Source organism: Thalassospira sp. NFXS8, from assembly GCF_040148805.1.
Taxonomy (GTDB): Bacteria; Pseudomonadota; Alphaproteobacteria; order Rhodospirillales; family Thalassospiraceae; genus Thalassospira.
In genome coordinates this window covers 90,941-111,203 of record NZ_JAGEMF010000002.1, presented here as the reverse complement: position 1 = coordinate 111,203, position 20,263 = coordinate 90,941, and the positions used below count along the sequence as shown (strand labels likewise).

Below are 20,263 nucleotides of genomic sequence, written 5' to 3'. Positions count from 1 at the left end.
CGGCCCGGAAAGGCCGCCCGTTTTGCATTTTCAATTGCCAGATAAGTCATGCGTAGCAACAGACCGATTCCAACCCCAGACCGCCCGAATTTTTATGGCCGCCGTGGCAGCCGTCCGCCAAAGGCATCGCGTCAGACGTTGATGGATGATTTGTTGCCAAAACTGGCGATCGACTATCCAGAGCAGGGCGGTGTTGATCCGCAGTCATATTTCACCCCGGATCGATCACAATTATGGCTGGAAATCGGTTTTGGGGGCGGCGAACATCTGGCGGGACAGGCCGAAGCCAACCCAGATGTTGGAATTATCGGCTGTGAACCTTATATGGATGGCGTTGGCAGCCTGATTCGGCATATTAGCGATCGTAACTTGCAAAATGTGCGCGTGGTACCCGATGATTCACGCCCGCTTTTGTATAAATTGCGCGATGCCTGTTTTGACCGGGTGTTTTTGCTGTTTCCGGATCCGTGGCCCAAAAAACGCCATGCTGAACGCCGGTTTGTCGGCCCTAAAAACCTGGCGTTGCTGGCGCGTCTGTTAAAGGATGGCGGTGAGTTTCGGGTTGCCAGTGATGATATGCAATATATTTCCTGGACCCTCCAGCATTTGCACAATCACCCCGATTTTGTATGGCTGGCAGAAACCCCGGATGACTGGCGCATTCCGCCGGAGGACTGGGTGAAAACCCGGTATGAGCAAAAGGCGCTACGCCAGGGCAAAAAGTGTAATTATTTGCGCTTTCGTCGTAAAAATCGCGTCTGATACATTCGGACGAAGCGTCCCGTGGGGCCACTTTAATATCGCAGCCTTGTGCAAGGCCCTTTGTCATGGACAGAGGGCCTTTTGGCTTTTGAGGGCATGTGCGATGTAGATCCGGTTTCGGGGCAATCATTGCCGAAGGCTGCGAAAACGGTGGGGTTTTTTGCGGAAAAACAACATTCCCGCATAGGCAGGATCAAGTTTTTATTGAGAATGAGTTTCATATGCGATATCTGTTTTGTATTGCTGATATGACATTACCGCGTTGTTCCGGATTATAAAGCCGGAACGTTTGAACGTGGGTTCGTTTCAAAGGTCAGGCTTGTGACCCATTGGGATATCAACCAACTGTTTCGACAATATCAGGTGCGTTTGCGGCATTTTGTGCAGAAACGCAAGCTGGCCTGGTACACGGCAGATGACATTGTTCAGGACACGTTCCTGCGTGTTGTGACCACCCCGTCTTTGCCCGATGTTAAATATGCGCAGGCCTATTTGTATCGCACGGCGCAAAATCTGGTGATTGATCATTTCCGTCGCGAACGGATTTTACGCTTTGTTCCTGATTCTGAAAAAAGTCTGGAATTTGTTGCCAGCGATGCTCCCCTGCCCGACCAGATCGCGTGGTCGCGTCAGGAGTTGCGCCAATTACAAAAAACCCTGAATGCCTTGCCGCCCCCCTTGCGCGACGTTTTTATCCTCGCCCGGCTTGAGGGGAAAACCTATGTCGAGATCGGCGAGAAACTGGGTATTCCACCGCAAACAGCCTTTAGCCGCATGGTTCGTGCCTTAACCCTGATTAAGGAAGCGACGGATATGGGCGAAAAAAACTGATTTTTTGATCAGATATCAGAGCAATCAGTTCGTCCTATAAAAAGGCCTGCTGCAGTTATGTGTCTGCACGGGAATTTCAGGCGTTTATTTTGCAAAACGGAACAGCCAAATAATGGATTCAGGTGGCCCCATCGCGGAAAATCAATATGGGAGCAGTGCAGCCGAACAGGCAATTTACTGGTTCGCGCTGTTGCTTGATGGTACCGAGTCCGAGCATGATCGTGCGAATTTTGCACACTGGCTTGCCGCTGATCCGGCGCATCACCGTGCGTTTATGGAAATAGAGCATCTGTGGACCGGAACCTCCAGTCTGAATTTAGGCAATTTAAATTTGGATGGGCAGGGCAAGTCAGGGCGTCGGGCTTTTCTGGGGGCGGGGCTGGCTGCTGTCCTTGTCGGGGCAGCGGGCTGGTATGGGGATGTCATTCCCCATCACCCATTTGCCGATTTTCGAACGGTAAAAGGGGTACGTCGCAAAATCACATTGCTGGACGGGGTACAGGCCGAACTGGCAAGCCAGTCTTCTTTGTCAGTGATTACCGACGACAAAGGGGCAACCGGCATTGCCCTGCATAAAGGCGAGGTATTTTTTCAGCATGATGGTCGCCAGCGGGACTTTTTTGTCCGTGCAGCTAATGGCTTTGTCCGCCCGGTTGCCGCGGCCCGGTTTGATGTTACCTGTTATGATGGACAAAGCGAAATCATCACGCAAACCGGTTCCGTTGATGTTGAAACGGCTTTAAACACGCGTAATGTGACCCGCGGCGAGGGTGTTTCCTGTGATAATGGCGTGTTGGGCACACCTTATGATGTTGATCTGGCAATGCGGCTGGCGTGGCGTAAAGGCCGGTTGGTTTTCGTCGGCGATCCGCTGGAAAAAGTTGCGAATGTACTTCAGCGCTGGCATCCAGGGCGGATCATTGTTTTGGGCGATGCCTTAAAACAACGGCCGGTGACGCTGGTGGTTAACTTGAACCGTACGTCCGATGTCTTGCCCCTTGTGGGCAAGGTGCTGTCGATCAATGTTGATCAGATTGGTGGTTATCTGACCATTTTGCGTGATGCCTGATTGACCGGCAAGGCTGATGGATGAAGGTTTTGGCCATATTATTTTCATGAGAATAAAAATTATTCGCAAAAATTAATAAAGCCATCGGATATCCCCACTTCAAACCCGTCTTACTGAGTAGATCGCGATAATGCGATGCATTTGCATGATTTGCCTGGGAGACAACGAGAATGGATTTTGTGGGGGCCGGAGCAGTGCCGTCTTTATCTGGGGTAAAGGGCGTGGGCCGGAAAAAACAGTTTTCCTCAACCTGGATAGCAGCAACGGCTTTATCCGGATGTTTGATGGTTATGGCGCCAGCACCAGTGCAGGCGGGGTCAAATGAGGACGCTTTCGGAAACAAGCTGGTTGAGCTGGCACAAAGTGGTGATTTGGGCCGTGTTTATTATTTTGATATTCCGGCAGAAAATCTGGCGTCCGCGCTGGTCAAATATTCCCAGATTTCCGGGATTGATGTGGTGGTGGATGGCAGTTTGCCTACCGCTCACGTCATTGGTGCTGTTAAGGGTGAAATGACAGCCACTGACGCGCTTGATCTGATGTTTGCCGGAAGTGAGCTGAGCTGGCAGCCCCTTGATGGTAAAACCGTTTCCATCGTTGCAGCAAGAACCGATGAGTCTTCAACCGACGTTACAACCGCCCCCATCACGATTATTTCCCGAGCGAACGACAATATTGGATATGAGGGCAATCCCGACTGGGTTTATGAGACGCCGGGTTCGGTATCGGTCATTAGCCAGGAAAGCATGCGGAAAACACCGGGACGAGATGCTTCGGATATTTTCAACCCGATAACGGGTGTCGATGTTGCGGGTAATCGGCAGCAGCCGGGATTGTCTGTAAACGTGCGCGGGCAGCAAGATCAGGGGCGGGTTAATATGAATATTGATGGCGCGCGCCAGAACTTCAGTCAGTCAGGTCACGGTGTCGTTAACAGAATGTATGTTGATACCGCATTACTTGCGGATGTCACTGTTGAAAAAAGCGACATGTCTGGCGTGGGTGGAGCCGGAACATCCGGGGGGATTGTAACCATGCGAACCCTGAATACAGACGATATCCTTGATGCAGACGAAAAGGTCGGCGGGAAAGTCAATTTGTCGCGCGGGACCAACGCCTATAGTTTTGCTGGGGATGCAGCCATTGCTGCCAGGATCTCGCCGAAATTGGATGTCGCAGCGGCCTTTAGTCGAAAGCTGGTTGGTGAATACAAGGGCGGAAAGAATAATCCCGGATTGTATATTGATAATTCGGATGACCTTGTTGAAGCGAATGGCCAAAATCAACAATATACAGGTCAACGGCAATCCTCCGGCCTGTTAAAAGCAAATCTCGCCCTTTCAGAAGATCAGGAATTAAATCTTGGTTATGTCGGCTTTACGACGAAATTTGGCAAAGCAACTGGCGAAGACGCCCAGTACAATGACTTTGATGAAGCGACTTCTCATACAGTAACGGCAAAACATTCCTGGAATCCGGATACGGACCTGATTGATTTGAAAACCGGTCTTTGGTGGACGCAGACCGAGAATAAGCAATTTCGGCCGGCACGTTACTCCTCCAGTGGCAATGTCACGACTGATGCGTTTAACACTAAATACAAGATAGATACCTATGGCTTTGATACTGCAAACAAAAGTTCATTTTATCTTGATGAACTGATGAAGCAGGCCAGTATCTTCAGCCTTGATTACGGGGTTGAGACCTTCCAGGACAAAACTAAAACCCAATCTAAAACGCTGGGCCTTGGTGGCAAGGGGGCCGGGTTTGAGCTTGAAGGGTCGACGCCAAGTGGCAAACGCGATGTTCAAGGAGCGTTTTTAGACGGAACATTTGATTGGGGTGATTTGGTCCAGCTGAAAGGTGGGATCAGATATGACCGTTTCCAGCTCGATGGCGATTCATATTGGTGTGAGCAATATAACGCGGCCAATAAGTGTGAAGATGGAGGGACGCCGCTCGACATTGACCTTTCTGGACATAAAATCTCCCCTTCAGTAAGTCTGGGGGTGTCACCACTCAATGGAATTCAGTTTTTTGGTTCCTATCGTCAGGCTTATCGGCCTCCGACAATTATGGAGGGCATGGTCAAGGGGCGGCATGTTGCTGGTGTACCTGTTCCGTTTTATGCAAATCCTGATCTTGAACCTGAGGAATCTTTTACGACGGAGTTTGGTGTCAATTTCAAATTTGATGATGTGTTGACGAAGAACGATGGATTCCGGGCAAAGCTCTCTCATTATCGGACAAAAATTGACAATTATATTGTTTCGGCAGCTGTTGCGCAGCCGACACCCCAACCTCTTGGCCCACCGGGTTGGACGCTTGCAGCACAGGCAGAGTCTTATGTGAATTTGCAGGATCCGGTTTACATTTCCGGCACCGAACTGGAATTGGGATATGACGCCGAGAAATTCTACATTTCCGGGGCAATGTCATTCACCGATACTGACCTCGAAGGAAATTACGATCCTATTATTCATCCATTGGCAGCTGTGCCGTCCTCTCCGACCAATGGAACTGGATTACCTGCTAGCTGGGGTAAGGCAGGCGGGTTAATGACTGTTTATACATTGCCCAAGCGAAAATATACGCTCGATAGTGGGGTCCGGTTGTTTGATCAGGATTTGATCCTGGGCGTACGGGCGACATTTGTATATCCGGAAGATAATATTACGGGAACGTCGGGTGATGACGCACAAAGTGTCCTCCGCTATCGCACATACGATCTGTACAGTTCGTACGAACTTAATCGGAATCTCAAATTCAGATTTGCAGTTAATAACGTGACCGATGAAGCATATGTCGACGCGCTTGGGGGCCTTACTTTGGCGCCGGGGCGGACTGCGATAATGACTTTAAGTGGTAATTTCTAATTTAAAATCGCCATTGCCAAGTCTTGTGTCAGGCTGGGAGAAATCCCGGCCCGGCATGCTATTTTTCATTTAAGTATATGATTTTAAACAAATTTTTTATTTGACTCGTAGTGATATTAATAGTCATTATCGAATTGTTGCCTCGCTGGTTGAGGCAAAAATGCAAATGGAGAATTGTACAATGACGATCACGATTGACTTAACCGCAGATAGTTCCGGCAACGGCGTTGATCTTCATGGTTTTCTTGAAGATTTTGACAACAACTTCTCAAGTGGAACTGGTAATTACGGGGCGTTCCTGGGTGGCACGTCGCCAACAGAAATGGGAAATCAGTTCTGGCTTGAAGATCAGGATACCGGGAGTTCCTATACCGGTGCATTTCTGGCAACAACCGGAACCGGCATGTTCGAATATGATATGTCCGACCACACCGTTGGTGGCAATCTTGATGATGTTTCCTTTGGTAGCACTCTGGGTTTCGACTCTGATTCAGGGCTTGCTGAATTCACCGATTCGTCGGTTGATATTTCCGGACTGAATCTTGGCGATGCCGATACCAACTCTGTTCTTGCCGAATTGCGCACGGGCGATGTGTCTACTCTGGAAAGTACTTTTGCCGATCAGGGCGTTGCCATTAACGGCAGTGCTGGTGCAGATGTGATTGGTGGCTGGGCCGGTGATGACGTTCTGACCGGCAATGGCGGTGCGGACGTGTTTGAATTTGATGCCAGCGCCAGCTTTGGCAATGACACGATCACTGATTTTACCGATGGCAGCGATCTGATCGATCTTGATTACAATGATGTCACCATTGCCGATGACGGGGCTGGCAATGCCCTGATTACGCATGCCAACGGCACCGTGACCCTGACCGGCGTTGATTTTGCCGATATTGACCAGAACGATTTTGTCTAAGGCAAAAAACGGCCCGTTCCGAGAGGGCTAATCGCGGAACGGGCGCATGGTCTTATTCCGGGTGCCGCAGCATTTTTCACATAATGCGGCACCCACCCTATTCTAGCGACAAACCAGCGGATAACCAATAGTCATGCTGTGGCGTGCCAGTGCTTCTGCGTATTCATCTTCCTTATCCCCGGCTTCGTCCCCTGCCTCGCTTGGCGGTGTTATTGCATCGTTGCGCAAGGTGTTTGGCATTGTTGCTGCCCTAAGTGGTGTGTCCAATATCCTGATGCTGACGGGGCCGCTTTTTATGCTTCAGGTCTATGACCGGGTACTGGCCAGCCGCAGTGTACCGACATTGCTGGCGCTGACCGGGCTGGTGCTGGGGCTTTATTTATTTTTGGGCACAGTTGATGCCTTGCGCGCCCGAATGCTGGTGCGCATGGGCTGGCGAGTGGACGAACAAACCGGGCCGGTGGTGCTGCGCAGTGCTGTGTCGCTGCCGCTTGATCAACCCGGATCAGATGCACGCCCGATGAATGACCTGGACCAGATCCGGCAGTTTCTGGGCAGTGCCGGGCCGGTGGCGATTTGTGATTTGCCGTGGATGCCGCTGTTTTTGGGCATTGTGTTTTTGTTGCATCCGTGGCTGGGGATGCTGGCATTAACGGGCGGGCTGGTGTTAGTGATTCTGACATTGATTAGCGAAACGTTGTCGCGCCGCCATGTTTCGCGCATGAACCGGCAGGCGGTACGGCGCACTTCCTTGCTTGATGCCGGGCGGCGCAATGCTGAAGTATTGCGCGCCATGGGTATGGTCCCGGCCTTTGCCGGGCGCTGGGCCATGGTCAATGATCGTTATTTGCAAACCAATACCACGGCGGGCGATGTTACCTCTACCTTTTCAGCCTATATCAAGGTCATTCGCCTGGCCATGCAGTCGGGGGTTTTGGCCCTTGGTGCCTATTTGGCGATTTTGCAGGAAGTTTCGCCCGGGGCAATGGTGGCGGCATCGATATTAACCGCCCGCGCCTTGTCACCGGTTGAACAGGCAATTGGCAACTGGCGCGGGTTTGTTGCCGCGCGCCAGGCCTATGCCCGTTTGCGCCGGTTGCCTGATGCGGATGTTATGAATGTGCCCTCCCGGTCTTCGCCCCGGCTGGTGCTGCCTGCGCCGTGCCAGAATATGACGGTGCAATCACTTGTGGTGCAAACCATGCCGCACCGTGCGCCGGGCCATCCTCATCGGCCCACTGCCAGGCCGGCATCAGGGCGGACATTGTTGAAAATCGCCCAGCTTGAATTGCGTGCGGGCGATGGCCTGGGGGTGATTGGCCCCAGCGGGTCGGGAAAATCGACCTTTGCCCGTGCCCTGGTTGGTATTGGTCATTATGCGCAAGGAAGCATTCGCCTGGACGGGGCCGAACTTTCGCATTGGTCGCGCGATGATCTGGGCCAGTATGTGGGGTATTTACCGCAGGATGTGGAACTGTTTGACGATACAGTTGCGCGCAATATTGCCCGGCTTCAGGCAAGGCCCGATGCGAAAAAGGTGATCGCAGCGGCAAAACAGGCCGGAGTCCACGACCTGATTCAGTCCCTTCCTGGCGGGTATGATACGCAAATTGGTCCCGGTGGTGTGGTATTATCGGGCGGGCAGCGTCAGCGTATTGGTCTGGCCCGGGCAATGTTTGATGATCCGTTTCTGGTGGTTCTTGATGAACCGAATGCCAGCCTGGATAGCGATGGCGAACAGGCCCTGCTAAAGGCCGTCGCTGGTTTGCGTGAACGCGGGGCAATCGTGGTTATGATCGCGCACCGGCCCAATATTCTTGCCTGTGTGAACCGGGCGATGGTTATTCAGAACGGGCAGCAGGTTGCCCTGGGATCGCGGGACGATATTTTGCGCAAAACCCTGCGTCAGGTCGGAGAAAGCGCATGATCAACCCGTTGGAAAAACTTGCTTTGGCGGGGCATTCTGTTGTGCCATCCGCCGGCCCGGATGAGGCAGATAATATGCAGGGCAGTCTAGCCCTGCACTCGCTTCGGCGGCATATTCTGTTTGGCGCGGTAACGGTTCTGGTGTTGTTTGGTGCTATGGCAGGGTGGCTGGCTTTTGCCAGTTTATCGGGCGCGGTGGTGGCCAGTGGCACCATGGTGGTCGAAAGTAATGCCAAGGTGGTGCAGCACCCTGATGGCGGTATCGTTGGCAAAATTTTTGTCCGCGATGGGGACCATGTTCATGCGGGCGATATGCTGGTGCAGCTTGATGCGACACAGGCACGTGCCAGCCTGGGTATAGTTGAAAGCCAGATTGATGCCTTAAGTGCCACCGAAATGCGGCTGGTTGCCGAACGTGATGACGCGGCTGCGCCCGTGTTGCCGCAAAATTTGGCGGCGCGGATTAGTCAGCCCGATATTGCCGCCCTGATTCATGCGCAAAACCGGTTGTTTACCGCCCGTCAAACCAGCCTGATTGGTGAAAAACAGCAATTGGCGCAAAAACGCAGCCAGTTGCATGAACGCGTTGGCGGGTTAAACGCACAAAAAACTGCCAATGTTGCACAGCACCGTCATATCATAGACGAATTGACCGGGCTGGAAATGCTGTTTGCCAAGCAACTGGTGCCAATTACACGGGTTGCAGCCCTGCGCCGGGAAAAGGCCCGCCTTGAAGGACAGCGCGGCGAGTTAAGTGCCGAAATTGCCGCGGCGCAAATGCAAATTGCCGAAACAGAAATGGCGATATTGCAGCTCGAACGCGATCGCCAGACCGAGGTGCTTACCGATCTTGCCGATATTGACCGCCAATTGGCCGAATTGAAACAAAAACAGATCGCACTGGTGGACCAGCTGCGCCGTACCGAGATCCGAGCCCCTTATGATGGCACCATTTATCAGATGCAGGTGCACAGCGAAGGCGGCGTGATTGGTGCGGGTGAGAAAATTATGGGAATTGTCCCCGATCAGGATGCGCTGGTGATTGAGGCACGTATCCGCCCCGAGGATGTGGATAAAATACATCCCGGACAAAAGGCCGCTTTGCGTTTTACAGCCTTTAACCGCCGGACCACCCCGGAACTGGCGGGGACGGTTGATTTTGTGGCGGCTGATTTGTCACGGGACGAGGTGACGGGGGAAAATTTTTATCCGGTGCGGATGCATATTACCCAGGGCGAGCTTTCGCGGCTGGGGGAGCACGCGTTAATCCCCGGTATGCCCGTCGAAACCTTTATCGCCACGGGTGAACGCACAGCCCTGAGCTATTTTGCCAAACCGCTGAGCGACCAGTTTGCCCGCGCCTTTCGCGAGGAATAGTGCGAAAACAGCCATCAATGCCAGATTAATTGGGCAGGGTTTCGGATATTGCATGGGCTGGTTCGTACTGAATAACAAAGGGGCACATGCGATGTGCCCGCAGGAAAAGTTTCAGGACCATATATATAAGGGTGCCCTACAATGACATCGGATACCGCAACGCGGACAGCACAGGAAACACCGACCCGGCTGGAGCGGATAAAGGCAAATACCCGTGATGATCATCAGCAGATTGACGATATGGTCATGGCAATGAAGCCGTTTGACAACCGGGAAAATTATGGTCGTTTTCTGGCTTTGCAATATTGCTTTCATGCCGTGATGAAGCCGCTTTACCATGCTGATGACCTTAATGCGCTTATCCCCGGTCTGGCAGACCGCAGCCGGTTTGACAGCGTTTGTGCCGATCTTGGTGATTTGGGTTTGCCGCTTCCTGCCCATGAGGGGGCGGTAACGGCACCGCAAAGTGGCCCGGCGCGGCTGGGATGGCTTTATGTGTGCGAGGGGTCAAATCTGGGGGCGGCCTTTTTGTTAAAGGCAGCGGCGCGGCTTGATCTGAATGAAGGGTTTGGTGCCCGGCATTTGCGCGCCCATGACGACGGACGAGGCAAGCACTGGCGGCAATTTGTGACGCAGCTTAACAGTTTGGTGCTTGGCGCGGAGGATGAAATTGCCCTGCAACAGGGTGCCCATGACGCGTTTGACTTTTTTCACAATCTTCTCATTGCAGATCGCAAGCTGGCAGCCTAGGCGGGCAAAACGGCCTATCCCTTGGTTGAATGCGGTTTGCAGGCAGGATCGTGACTTGATTTCTGCTTAAACTGGCGTTATAAAGCGCGCAAGCTTTTTGTAAAACGTAACAAAGAGTGGGCCTCGGCCCGCTCTTTTGTGCATTCTGGGGTATGGCATTCTATATGGCTGAACTGATCGGACAGCAGTTGAAAGACCCGCTTTTGTCGCGGATCGCGGAAATTATTGCACCGTCGATAGAGGCACTGGGGTTTGAACTGGTACGTGTGTCCATGATGGGCAAGGACAGCCAGATCCTGCAGATTATGGCGGATCGCCCCGAAGGAAACGGCAGTATTACCGTTGAGAACTGTGTTGAAATCAGTCGGACTGTTTCAGCGCTGCTTGACGTTGATGACCCCATTTCCGGAGCTTATCATCTTGAAGTCAGTTCGCCCGGCATTGACCGGCCGCTGACCCGGCGCAAGGATTTTGATATTTGGCGCAGTTTTGATGCCAAGGTCGAATTGGTGGTGGCTGTTGCCGGTCGCCGCCGTTTCAGCGGAAAGCTGGATGGACTCGAAGACGATGCGGTCGCCCTGATAGTGGATGGCGAACGTGAATTGTTGCCGTTAGCCGATATCGCAAAGGCGAAACTCGTGCTGACGGATGAATTGATCGCGCATGTCACCGGCCAGCGCCGGTCTGACGACAACGCAGAATAGAGGTTGGATATGGAAGCAACTTCGGGAATGCCGCGGCCAGAGCTTTTGCAGGTCGCTGATGCTGTCGCCCGCGAAAAAGGCATTGATCGTGACGAGGTTCTTGGCGCGATGGAGCAGGCCATTCAAAAGGCTGGTCGCTCCCGTTATGGCCATGAACATGACATTCGGGCCCATATCGACCGCAAAACCGGCGAAATCCGGCTGGCGCGTTTTATTGAAGTCACCGATGACATCGAAAATGATTTTACCCAGATGTCACTGGAACAGGCCCGGATTCGTGACGAGAATATCGAGCTTGGCGAATTTCTGATTGATCCGCTGCCACCAATTGATTTTGGCCGTATTGCCGCACAGACCGCAAAGCAGGTTATTGTCCAGAAGGTGCGTGATGCTGAACGGGAACGTCAGTATAACGAATATCAGGATCGTATGGGCGAAGTGGTTAACGGAGCCGTCAAACGGGTTGAATTTGGTAATGTTCTGGTCGATCTGGGCCGGACTGAAGCCATTTTGCGCCGTGAAGAACTGATCCCGCGTGAAACCATGCGCCAGGGCGACCGTGTTCGTGCCCTGATCCTGGATGTGCGTCGGGAACAGCGCGGCCCGCAGATTTTTCTGTCGCGTACCCATCCGACCTTCATGGCAAAGCTGTTTGCCCAGGAAGTGCCGGAAATTTACGACAACATTATCGAGATTAAATCGGTTGCCCGTGACCCCGGGTCGCGCGCAAAAATTTCGGTGCAGTCTTCGGACAGCTCGATTGACCCGGTTGGGGCCTGTGTCGGTATGCGCGGTTCGCGTGTTCAGGCTGTTGTCGCCGAATTGCAGGGCGAAAAAATCGATATCATTCAGTGGTCTGAAGACCCGGCAACCTTTGTTGTGAATGCTTTGGCTCCGGCTGAAGTTACCAAGGTTGTGATTGATGAAGAATCGAACCGCATTGAAGTGGTTGTTCCTGATGACCAGTTAAGTCTGGCAATTGGCCGTCGTGGCCAGAATGTACGGCTTGCATCGCAGTTAACCGGGTGGGATATTGATATCCTGACCGAGGAAGACGAAAGCGAACGTCGTCAGGAAGAAGGGCGCAAGCGGGCAGAAATGTTCATCAAGGCCCTTGATGTCGATGAAGTTATCGCCCATCTCCTTGTCGCGGAAGGTTTCACCTCTATTGAGGAAGTCGGTTATGTGCCTTTGGCCGAACTGGCGGAAATCGAAGGATTCGGAGAAGAGCTTGCTGAAGAACTTCGGGGACGTGCGCGGAGCTTCCTTGCGGAAGAAGCCGACCGTCTTCAGGCGCGTCGTGATGAACTTGGCGTTGCTGATGATTTGATTGAATTCCCGGGGATTTCTTTGGCAGTTGCCGTGCAGCTTGGCGAGAATGGCGTTAAAAATCTTGAAGATTTTGCCGATCTGGCCAGTGACGAACTGATTGAATTTGCCGGTGCAACTGAAACTATTACCCTTGATCAGGCAAACGACATGATCATGGAAGCCCGCCGTCGTCTGGGTTGGTTTGATGACCTGGAAGAAGAAACCGGCGATGCCGGGGCGGAAGGCGAAGACGCCTGATCGCTGATCGGAGGGGACCATGTCGCATCGCAAAGGCGGCAAGGAACGAGAAGTTCCGGAGCGCCGGTGCATTGTCACCGGCGAGGTCCGGGAGAAGGAAGATCTTATAAGATTTGTGATCGGCCCGGATAACAGTGTCGTTCCAGATCTTGATGAACGGTTGCCCGGACGGGGATTATGGTTGTGCCCGTCGCGGGATGTGGTAAATACCGCCTGTGCAAAAAATGCCTTTGCCCGGGCGGCCCGACAAAAAGTCGTGGTGGATCCGGCGCTGGCAGACAGAATCGAGGCTATGCTGTCTCAAAAATGCGTCGATCTACTGTCGCTGGCGCGTCGTGCCGGACAGGCTGTTGCCGGGTTTGAGAAAGTTCGCGCCCAGATTGATGACGGCGCAGAACTGATTTTGGCGGCACGTGACGGTGCTGCGGACGGAAAAGCACGGATCGCGGCAAAAGCCGCCGATCTTCAGGTTTTTTCCGTTCTGAATGCTGCCGAGATTGCCGCGGCTTTTGGCCGCGATCACGCAGTACATGCGGCAGTTGCGCCAGGTGGTCTGGCGCAACGCCTAAGCCGGGCACTACAGCGGCTTGAAGGATTCCGCGCAGCCTGAAGGCAGGCCGCGCCGTACGGAAGAACAGGATTGGCCGCCAGGCGACTGATCCCGCAGGAAATGAGGAAGTTGGACGGATAATGAGTGATCGCGATCAGGAGAAGAAGCCGCTAAGCCTTAATCGATCAAAGCTTGAATTACGCAAGACGGTCGAGGCTGGGCAGGTGCGTCAAAGCTTCTCGCACGGACGGTCCAAATCTGTGGCCGTCGAGGTGCGCAAGAAGCGTACTTTTGAACAGAACGAATCCGGCCGCTTCCGCGAAGTGAACAAGGATAAAGTTGCCGAGGGCGAAAATGCTGCCCCGGCGGCACCTGCCGCACCCGCAGCTTCGGCCCCGGCAGCAGCGCCGGCCCCGACCCCGAAAAAACCGGCCCCGGCCCCGTCAAAGCCCGCCCCGGCCCAGCGCCACAAGCCGAAGCCTGCACAGCAGCGCCCGCGCGCCAATGAGGAACAGGGCAACCTGACCCAGGGCGAACGTGCTGTTCGTATGGCGGCATTGAAAGCTGCCGAGGAACGCCGCAAGCAGGAAGAAGCTGCCGCCGCCGAGCAGGCCCGTAAGGATGCTGCGCGCAAGGTCGAGGAAGAAGCTGCACGCAAAAAAGCTGAAGCCGAAGAAGCGGCACGCGTTGCCAAAGAACAGGCTGAAGCGGCGGCCTCTGCCGCTGCTGCACCGGCATCTGCGCCTGCTGACAAGGCAAAAACCGCGGATGCCGAACCTGCCCGTGATGCAAATGCACCGCGTGCGAAATTGCAGCCGCGTCCGAAACCGGAGGTTCGTAAAAAGGCCGCCGAGGAAATTACCCCCGGTGCCCCGGCTGAGCCGCTGGTCCCCGAGGAACGTCGCCGTTCTGCGCCTTCGGCCTCCAAGCCGAAAAGCCGCAAGGAACTCGACGAGGAAGAAGTGCGTTCAGCTGCTGCACGCAAGCGGGCTGAAGAAGCCGAAGCTGCGGGCCGTGGTGCGCGGACGAAAACCGAAGATAGCAGCCGTCGCCGTGGCAAACTGTCGATCAACACCGCAATGACCGGTGATGAAGGTGGCCGTCGTCGTTCGATGGCTTCAATCAAGCGCCAGCAGGCCAAAGCCAAAGCCCGTAATCAGGGCCAGCAGAAGCCGAAAGAAAAGATCATTCGGGAAGTTATCGTTCCGGACGTTATTACCGTTCAGGAACTGGCGAACCGTATGGCCGAACGTGCGGCTGACGTGATTAAATCGCTGATGGGTATGGGCGTTATGGCCACCATCAACCAGAGCCTTGACCCCGATACCGCCCAGCTGGTGGTTGAAGAATTCGGTCATAACATGAAGCGTGTTTCTGACGCCGATGTTGAAGAAGCCCTGGTTGTGGCCGATGACACCGACGAACAGCTGATTTCGCGTCCGCCCGTCGTGACCGTTATGGGCCACGTTGACCATGGTAAAACATCCCTGCTTGATGCGTTGCGTAAAACCGACGTGGTCAGTGGTGAAGCCGGTGGTATTACCCAGCATATCGGCGCCTATCAGGTGACGATGGCAAACGGGTCCAAGATCACCTTTATCGATACCCCGGGCCACGCGGCATTTACTGAAATGCGTTCACGCGGTGCCAAGGTAACCGATATTGTGGTTCTGGTGGTTGCAGCTGACGACTCGGTCATGCCGCAAACGATCGAAGCCATCAATCATGCCAAGGCTGCCAATGTCCCCATGATCGTTGCGATCAATAAAATGGACAAGCCGGGTGCCGATGCAAACCGGGTTAAAACTGCCCTTCTGCAATACGAAGTTGTTGTTGAAGAAATGGGTGGTGATGTTCAGACCATCGAAGTTTCGGCGAAGGCCGGAACCGGTTTGACCGACCTTGAAGAAGCAATTCTGCTGCAGGCCGAAGTTCTGGACCTTAAAGCCAACCCCAACCGTGTTGCTGATGGCGTTGTCGTTGAAGCACGTATGGAAAAGGGCCGTGGCCCGGTGGCGACTGTTCTGGTTCAGCGCGGTACGCTCAATACCGGTGATATCTTTGTGACCGGCCCTGAATGGGGTCGTGTCCGGGCCCTGATCGACGATCACGGATCGCGTATCCAGACCGCCCTTCCGGGGATGCCGGTTGAGGTCAACGGCCTTAACGGTGTTCCGTCGGCCGGTGATGACTTTGTTGTTGTCGAAACCGAAGCCAAGGCCCGTGAAGTTTCTGATTTCCGTCAGCGTCGCATCCGCGAAACGCAGGCGGCAGCGATGAAAAAATCGGCGCTTGAAAACATGTTCACCACCAATGGCGGCAGCAAGGAATTGCCGATCGTTATCAAGGGTGACGTGCAGGGCTCGGTCGAAGCACTAATTGGTACCTTGCAGAAACTGGGCAATGAAGAAGTCAGCGTCCGTGTGTTGCATAGTGGTGTTGGCGGGATTAACGAATCCGACGTTACGCTGGCGCGTGCCTCGAATGCGCTGATCATTGGCTTTAACGTGCGTGCCAACCAGCAGGCCCGTGACCAGGCCCGTCGTGACAATGTCGATATTCGTTACTATTCGATTATTTACGATGTTGCCGACGATACCAAGGCAATGCTCAGCGGTATGCTGTCACCCGAAGTTCGCGAAAAATTCCTGGGTTACGCCCAGATCCGCGAAGTCTTTACCATTTCGGGCAACAAGATTGCGGGCTGCATGATCACCGAAGGGACCGTGAAACGCGGTGCCGGTGTTCGTTTGCTGCGCGACAACGTGGTTATTCATACCGGCGAACTTTCGACGCTGCGTCGCTTCAAGGACGAAGTCAAGGAAGTGCGTGAAGGGTACGAATGCGGGATGTCATTTGCGAAATACAATGACATTGTCGCAGGCGACGTTATCGAATGCTTCGAGCAGGAGGAAATCGCCGTCCAGCTTTAAGGAGGCGATGAAACGATATGCCGAAGCAACCTGCCAAAGGACCAAGTCAGCGACAGTTACGCGTGGCGGAGGAAATCCGCCAGGCGTTGTCGCGCGCTCTTGAACGTGGTGACATTTACGACCCGGAACTGACCCGCCGCCCGGTTACTGTGACCAAGGTGGATTTAAGCCCGGATATGCGGAATGCGATGGTGTCGGTAACACCCCTTGGCGGGGGTGATGCCAAACCGACCCTGGATGCGTTAAAACGCCAAAAGGGTGTTTTGCGCAGCCATGTTGCCAATAGCGTACATATGAAATATGTCCCGGCATTGCGGTTCCTCGAAGATACCAGCTTTGATATTGCTGATAATATTGGCGCTTTGTTGCGCGATCCGCATGTGGCCCAGGACCTGTCGTCTGATGAAGACGCGGACGATTACGATAAAGAGGACGACTGATGGCGCGTCGGCGTCGCGGCAAAATTATCAGCGGCTGGCTTGCCGTCGACAAACCCCTTGAGATCACGTCGTCAACCGTGGTTAATCAGGTGCGTCGTCTGCTTGATGCAGCCAAAGCCGGGCATGGCGGGACATTGGACCCGCTGGCAACCGGCGTTCTGCCCATTGCATTTGGCGAAGCGACCAAAACGGTTGCCTATGTCATGGATGGCAGCAAAAGTTATCGCGTTACCCTGAAATTCGGGGAAGCACGCAGCACCGATGATGCCGAAGGCGAGGTTGTTGCCACGTCGGACCATCGGCCAAGCCCGGCGGAAATCGAGGCTGTGCTGGGTGAATTTACCGGTGAAATTCAGCAGGTACCGCCAAAATTTTCGGCGATCAAGGTAAATGGCAAGCGTGCCTATGATCTTGCCCGCCGCGATGAAGACGTGGTTTTAAAAGCGCGTCCGATTTTGATAAAAGATCTTCGACTGGTTGACATGCCTGACCGCGACCATGCCGTGTTCGATGTAATATCGGGCAAAGGGGCATATATGCGGTCATTGGCGCGCGATATTGCGTTGCGCCTTGGCTCTGTCGGCCACATTTCCGCGCTCCGCCGGACATCGGCGGGGCCTTTTGCAGAAGGGGATTCCATTCCGTTGCAAACCTTGCTCGAAATGGACCCCGAGGCGGTAATGGAAAAACTGCTTCCGGTCGAGACCGCGCTGGACGACATCCCGGCGCTGGCCCTGACCGAAGTCGAGGCGCAACGACTTGCCAGTGGGCAGCCTGTCGGGCTGCTGGCTGTTGCCAAGCGGAGCGATCTCGGAACTCCCGTCGCCCAGGACGGAATCGTCTGTGCCATGCTTAACGACCGCGCTGTTGCGCTGGCCGAGATTCATGGCGGCGAAATCCGCCCGGTGCGTGTATTTAATCTTTAAAGGCGAAAGGATGCCTGATGTCGATTACTGCTGAACGTAAAACTGACCTGATCAAAGAATTCGGCCAGAAAGAAGGCGATACCGGTTCCCCCGAGGTCCAGGTTGCTATTCTGACCGAACGGATCAAAAACCTGACCGAACACATGAAAGAGCACAAACACGACTTCCATAGCCGTCGTGGTCTTTTGATGATGGTTGGTCAGCGTCGTCGGTTGCTGAAATACTTGCAGCGCAAAAATACTGAACGTTATGAAGCGATTATCGCTACTCTCGGTATTCGCCGCTAATTTTGACGTGCGGCGGAGTGGTTTTGCCCTCCGCCGTCGTTTTTTATTGTCCCGCGGATCGGGATATACGGGAGGGCCCGCCAGAAAGGCTGGTTATGCTCGGATTGTCCGGACCCATTAATTATGCCGCTTGACTTAAAAGCCTCATAATTAATGTGTTCGGATCTCGTGTAAAAATTACTTGGTCCGCAAGTAGGTTTGGAAGGAAGTAAAATGTTTAATGTCGTCCGTAAGGAAATGCAGTGGGGTAATGCCAAGCTGGTTTTGGAAACCGGCAAGGTTGCCCGCCAGGCAGATGGCGCGGTTATGGTCACCTATGGTGAAACCGTGGTTCTGTGTACTGCTGTCGGCGCCAAGTCGCCGCGCCCGGACATCGATTTTTTCCCGCTGACTGTGAATTACCAGGAAAAGGCATTTGCCGCTGGTAAAATTCCGGGTGGTTTTTTCAAGCGTGAAGGCCGTCCGTCAGAAAAGGAAACTCTGGTTTCCCGCCTGATCGACCGTCCGATCCGCCCGCTGTTTCATCCGCAATATCGCAATGAAACCCAGGTTGTTTGTACCGTTCTGTCGCATGACATGGAAAACGATCCTGACGTTGTTGCCATGATCGGTGCATCGGCTGCTCTGACCATTTCGGGCCTGCCGTTCCTCGGCCCGATCGGTGCAGCCCGCGTTGGTTACAACGATGGCGAATATGTTCTGAACCCGGCCACCGAAACCGTTAAGGGTTCGGCTTTGGACCTGGTGGTTGCCGGTACACGCGAAGGCGTGATGATGGTTGAATCCGAAGCATCAGAGCTGTCGGAAGAAATCATGCTCGGCGCTGTTAAATTTGGCCATGAACAATTCCAGGCCGTGATCGACTTGATCATTGATCTTGCCGAAGACGCTGCCAAAGACCCCCGTGACATTGCCGGCCTGCCGGAAGGTTATGATGCGCTGGTCGAAAAAATTGCAGCACTTGGCACCGATAGCCTGACCGCTGCTTATGGCCATGTTGTCAAACAGGACCGTTCAGCTGCTGTTTCAGCTGCCAAGGAAGAAATCCTTGCGAAGCTGGCAGAAGAAGAAATCGCCGATGCCCTGAAGGGCAAGGTTTCCTCGATCCTGAAAAATCTGGAAAAAGACATCGTTCGTGGTGCCATTCTGAAAACCGGCAAGCGTATCGATGGCCGTAGCGGTTCTGACGTTCGTCCGATTTTGGGTGAAGTTTCGGTTCTGCCGCGCGCACACGGTTCGGCCCTGTTTACCCGTGGCGAAACCCAGGCGCTGGCAGTTGCCACCCTTGGTACCGGCCAGGACGAACAGATTGTTGATGCCCTGGACGGTGAATACCGTGAAGGCTTCATGCTGCATTACAACTTCCCGCCCTACTCGGTTGGTGAAGCTGGCCGCATGGGCTCGCCGGGACGTCGTGAAATCGGTCATGGTAAACTGGCATGGCGCGCCATTCATCCGTTGATGCCGGCCAAGGATGCGTTTCCTTATACCGTGCGTATCGTTTCGGAAGTGACCGAATCGAACGGTTCGTCCTCGATGGCGACTGTTTGCGCAACCTCCCTTGCGATGATGGATGGTGGTGTTCCGCTGGTACGCCCTGTTGCCGGTATCGCAATGGGCCTGATCAAGGAAGCCGACGAATTTGCCATTCTGTCCGACATCATGGGTGATGAAGATCACCTTGGTGACATGGACTTCAAGGTTGCCGGTACCGAAGTTGGTATTACATCCTTGCAGATGGACATCAAGATTACCTCTGTGACCGCAGAAATCATGCAGATCGCCCTGGGCCAGGCCCGTGATGGCCGTTTGCATATTCTTGGTGAAATGTCCAAGGCCCTGCCGGAAGCCCGTGGTGAAGTTTCGGGCAATGCCCCGACCATCACCCAGTTCAGCATTCCGCGCGACAAGATCCGCGACGTTATCGGTTCTGGCGGTAAGGTTATTCGTGAAATTTGCGAAGAAACCGGCGCCAAGGTTGATATCGAAGACGATGGCTCGATCACTGTTGCACATACCGATGGTGCAAAAGGCAAGCAGGCTGTCGACTGGATCAAATCGATTGTTGCAGAACCTGAATTGAACCATATCTATGATGGTAAGGTTGTTAAGGCTGTCGATTTCGGCGCATTCGTGAACTTCTTTGGTGCGCGTGACGGCCTGGTTCACATTTCGGAACTGGCACAGGAACGTGTCAAACAGGTTTCCGATGTGGTGAAAGAAGGCGATCAGGTCAAGGTCAAGGTCATTGGTTTCGATGACCGCGGCAAGATCAAGTTGTCGATGAAGCGCGTCGATCAGGAAACCGGCGCGGACCTTGACGCTGCTGAAGCCTGATTAAAGGTAT

General features: G+C 53.8%; 16 protein-coding genes. All 16 read left to right on the top strand.

Going from position 1 to position 20,263, the window contains the following annotated elements; translation table 11 throughout:
• The first annotated feature begins 48 nt into the window (after positions 1 to 48).
• The 16 genes from trmB (at position 49) to pnp (ending at position 20,253) form a co-directional block, all read left to right on the top strand.
• Complete coding sequence (gene trmB / locus J4E05_RS09775; RefSeq protein WP_085587443.1) at positions 49 to 762, top strand: tRNA (guanosine(46)-N7)-methyltransferase TrmB; 714 nt, start codon at positions 49 to 51, stop codon at positions 760 to 762.
• A 321-nt stretch (positions 763 to 1,083) separates the two neighbouring features.
• Positions 1,084 to 1,593 (top strand): RNA polymerase sigma factor, encoded by a 510-nt coding sequence (locus J4E05_RS09770; RefSeq protein ID WP_349594911.1) that lies wholly within the window; start codon positions 1,084 to 1,086, stop codon positions 1,591 to 1,593.
• Positions 1,594 to 1,705: 112 nt separating this feature from the next.
• Positions 1,706 to 2,662: a FecR family protein gene (locus J4E05_RS09765; RefSeq protein ID WP_349594909.1), complete on the top strand. Its 957-nt coding sequence runs from the start codon at positions 1,706 to 1,708 to the stop codon at positions 2,660 to 2,662.
• Between the two features lie 170 nt (positions 2,663 to 2,832).
• A complete protein-coding gene (locus J4E05_RS09760; protein WP_349594906.1) occupies positions 2,833 to 5,538 on the top strand; it encodes a TonB-dependent receptor in 2,706 nt (901 codons plus the stop codon).
• Positions 5,539 to 5,719: 181 nt separating this feature from the next.
• Positions 5,720 to 6,454, top strand: coding sequence for a calcium-binding protein (locus J4E05_RS09755; protein WP_349594904.1), 735 nt, complete (start codon positions 5,720 to 5,722; stop codon positions 6,452 to 6,454).
• Positions 6,455 to 6,587: 133 nt separating this feature from the next.
• A complete protein-coding gene (locus J4E05_RS09750) occupies positions 6,588 to 8,381 on the top strand; it encodes a type I secretion system permease/ATPase (protein WP_349594901.1) in 1,794 nt (597 codons plus the stop codon).
• Positions 8,378 to 9,757 carry an HlyD family type I secretion periplasmic adaptor subunit gene (locus J4E05_RS09745; protein WP_349594898.1) on the top strand — a complete coding sequence of 460 codons (1,380 nt, stop codon included), beginning with the start codon at positions 8,378 to 8,380 and terminating at the stop codon, positions 9,755 to 9,757. The genes J4E05_RS09750 and J4E05_RS09745 overlap by 4 nt, the downstream gene beginning before the upstream one ends.
• 141 nt (positions 9,758 to 9,898) lie before the next feature.
• Entirely contained in the window at positions 9,899 to 10,507 is a 609-nt protein-coding gene (locus J4E05_RS09740) for a biliverdin-producing heme oxygenase (protein WP_349594895.1), read from the top strand.
• A 164-nt stretch (positions 10,508 to 10,671) separates the two neighbouring features.
• The gene (gene rimP, locus J4E05_RS09735; protein ID WP_085587455.1) at positions 10,672 to 11,211 is read left to right on the top strand and encodes a ribosome maturation factor RimP; all 540 of its coding nucleotides are present in this window, start codon (positions 10,672 to 10,674) and stop codon (positions 11,209 to 11,211) included.
• 9 nt (positions 11,212 to 11,220) lie between these two features.
• Positions 11,221 to 12,780: a transcription termination factor NusA gene (gene nusA / locus J4E05_RS09730; RefSeq protein WP_085587457.1), complete on the top strand. Its 1,560-nt coding sequence runs from the start codon at positions 11,221 to 11,223 to the stop codon at positions 12,778 to 12,780.
• 19 nt (positions 12,781 to 12,799) lie between these two features.
• Positions 12,800 to 13,390, top strand: coding sequence for an RNA-binding protein (locus J4E05_RS09725; protein WP_349594891.1), 591 nt, complete (start codon positions 12,800 to 12,802; stop codon positions 13,388 to 13,390).
• 80 nt (positions 13,391 to 13,470) lie between these two features.
• Entirely contained in the window at positions 13,471 to 16,263 is a 2,793-nt protein-coding gene (infB, locus tag J4E05_RS09720; RefSeq protein ID WP_349594888.1) for a translation initiation factor IF-2, read from the top strand.
• A gap of 17 nt (positions 16,264 to 16,280) precedes the next feature.
• On the top strand, positions 16,281 to 16,703 hold the full coding sequence (rbfA, locus tag J4E05_RS09715; protein ID WP_085587463.1) for a 30S ribosome-binding factor RbfA: 423 nt from the start codon (positions 16,281 to 16,283) through the stop codon (positions 16,701 to 16,703).
• Complete coding sequence (truB, locus tag J4E05_RS09710) at positions 16,703 to 17,629, top strand: tRNA pseudouridine(55) synthase TruB (RefSeq protein WP_085587465.1); 927 nt, start codon at positions 16,703 to 16,705, stop codon at positions 17,627 to 17,629. The genes rbfA and truB overlap by 1 nt, the downstream gene beginning before the upstream one ends.
• Before the next feature lie 17 nt (positions 17,630 to 17,646).
• The gene (rpsO, locus tag J4E05_RS09705; protein WP_085578370.1) at positions 17,647 to 17,916 is read left to right on the top strand and encodes a 30S ribosomal protein S15; all 270 of its coding nucleotides are present in this window, start codon (positions 17,647 to 17,649) and stop codon (positions 17,914 to 17,916) included.
• A 213-nt stretch (positions 17,917 to 18,129) separates the two neighbouring features.
• Positions 18,130 to 20,253 (top strand): polyribonucleotide nucleotidyltransferase, encoded by a 2,124-nt coding sequence (gene pnp / locus J4E05_RS09700; protein ID WP_085587467.1) that lies wholly within the window; start codon positions 18,130 to 18,132, stop codon positions 20,251 to 20,253.
• Positions 20,254 to 20,263: the final 10 nt, after the last annotated feature.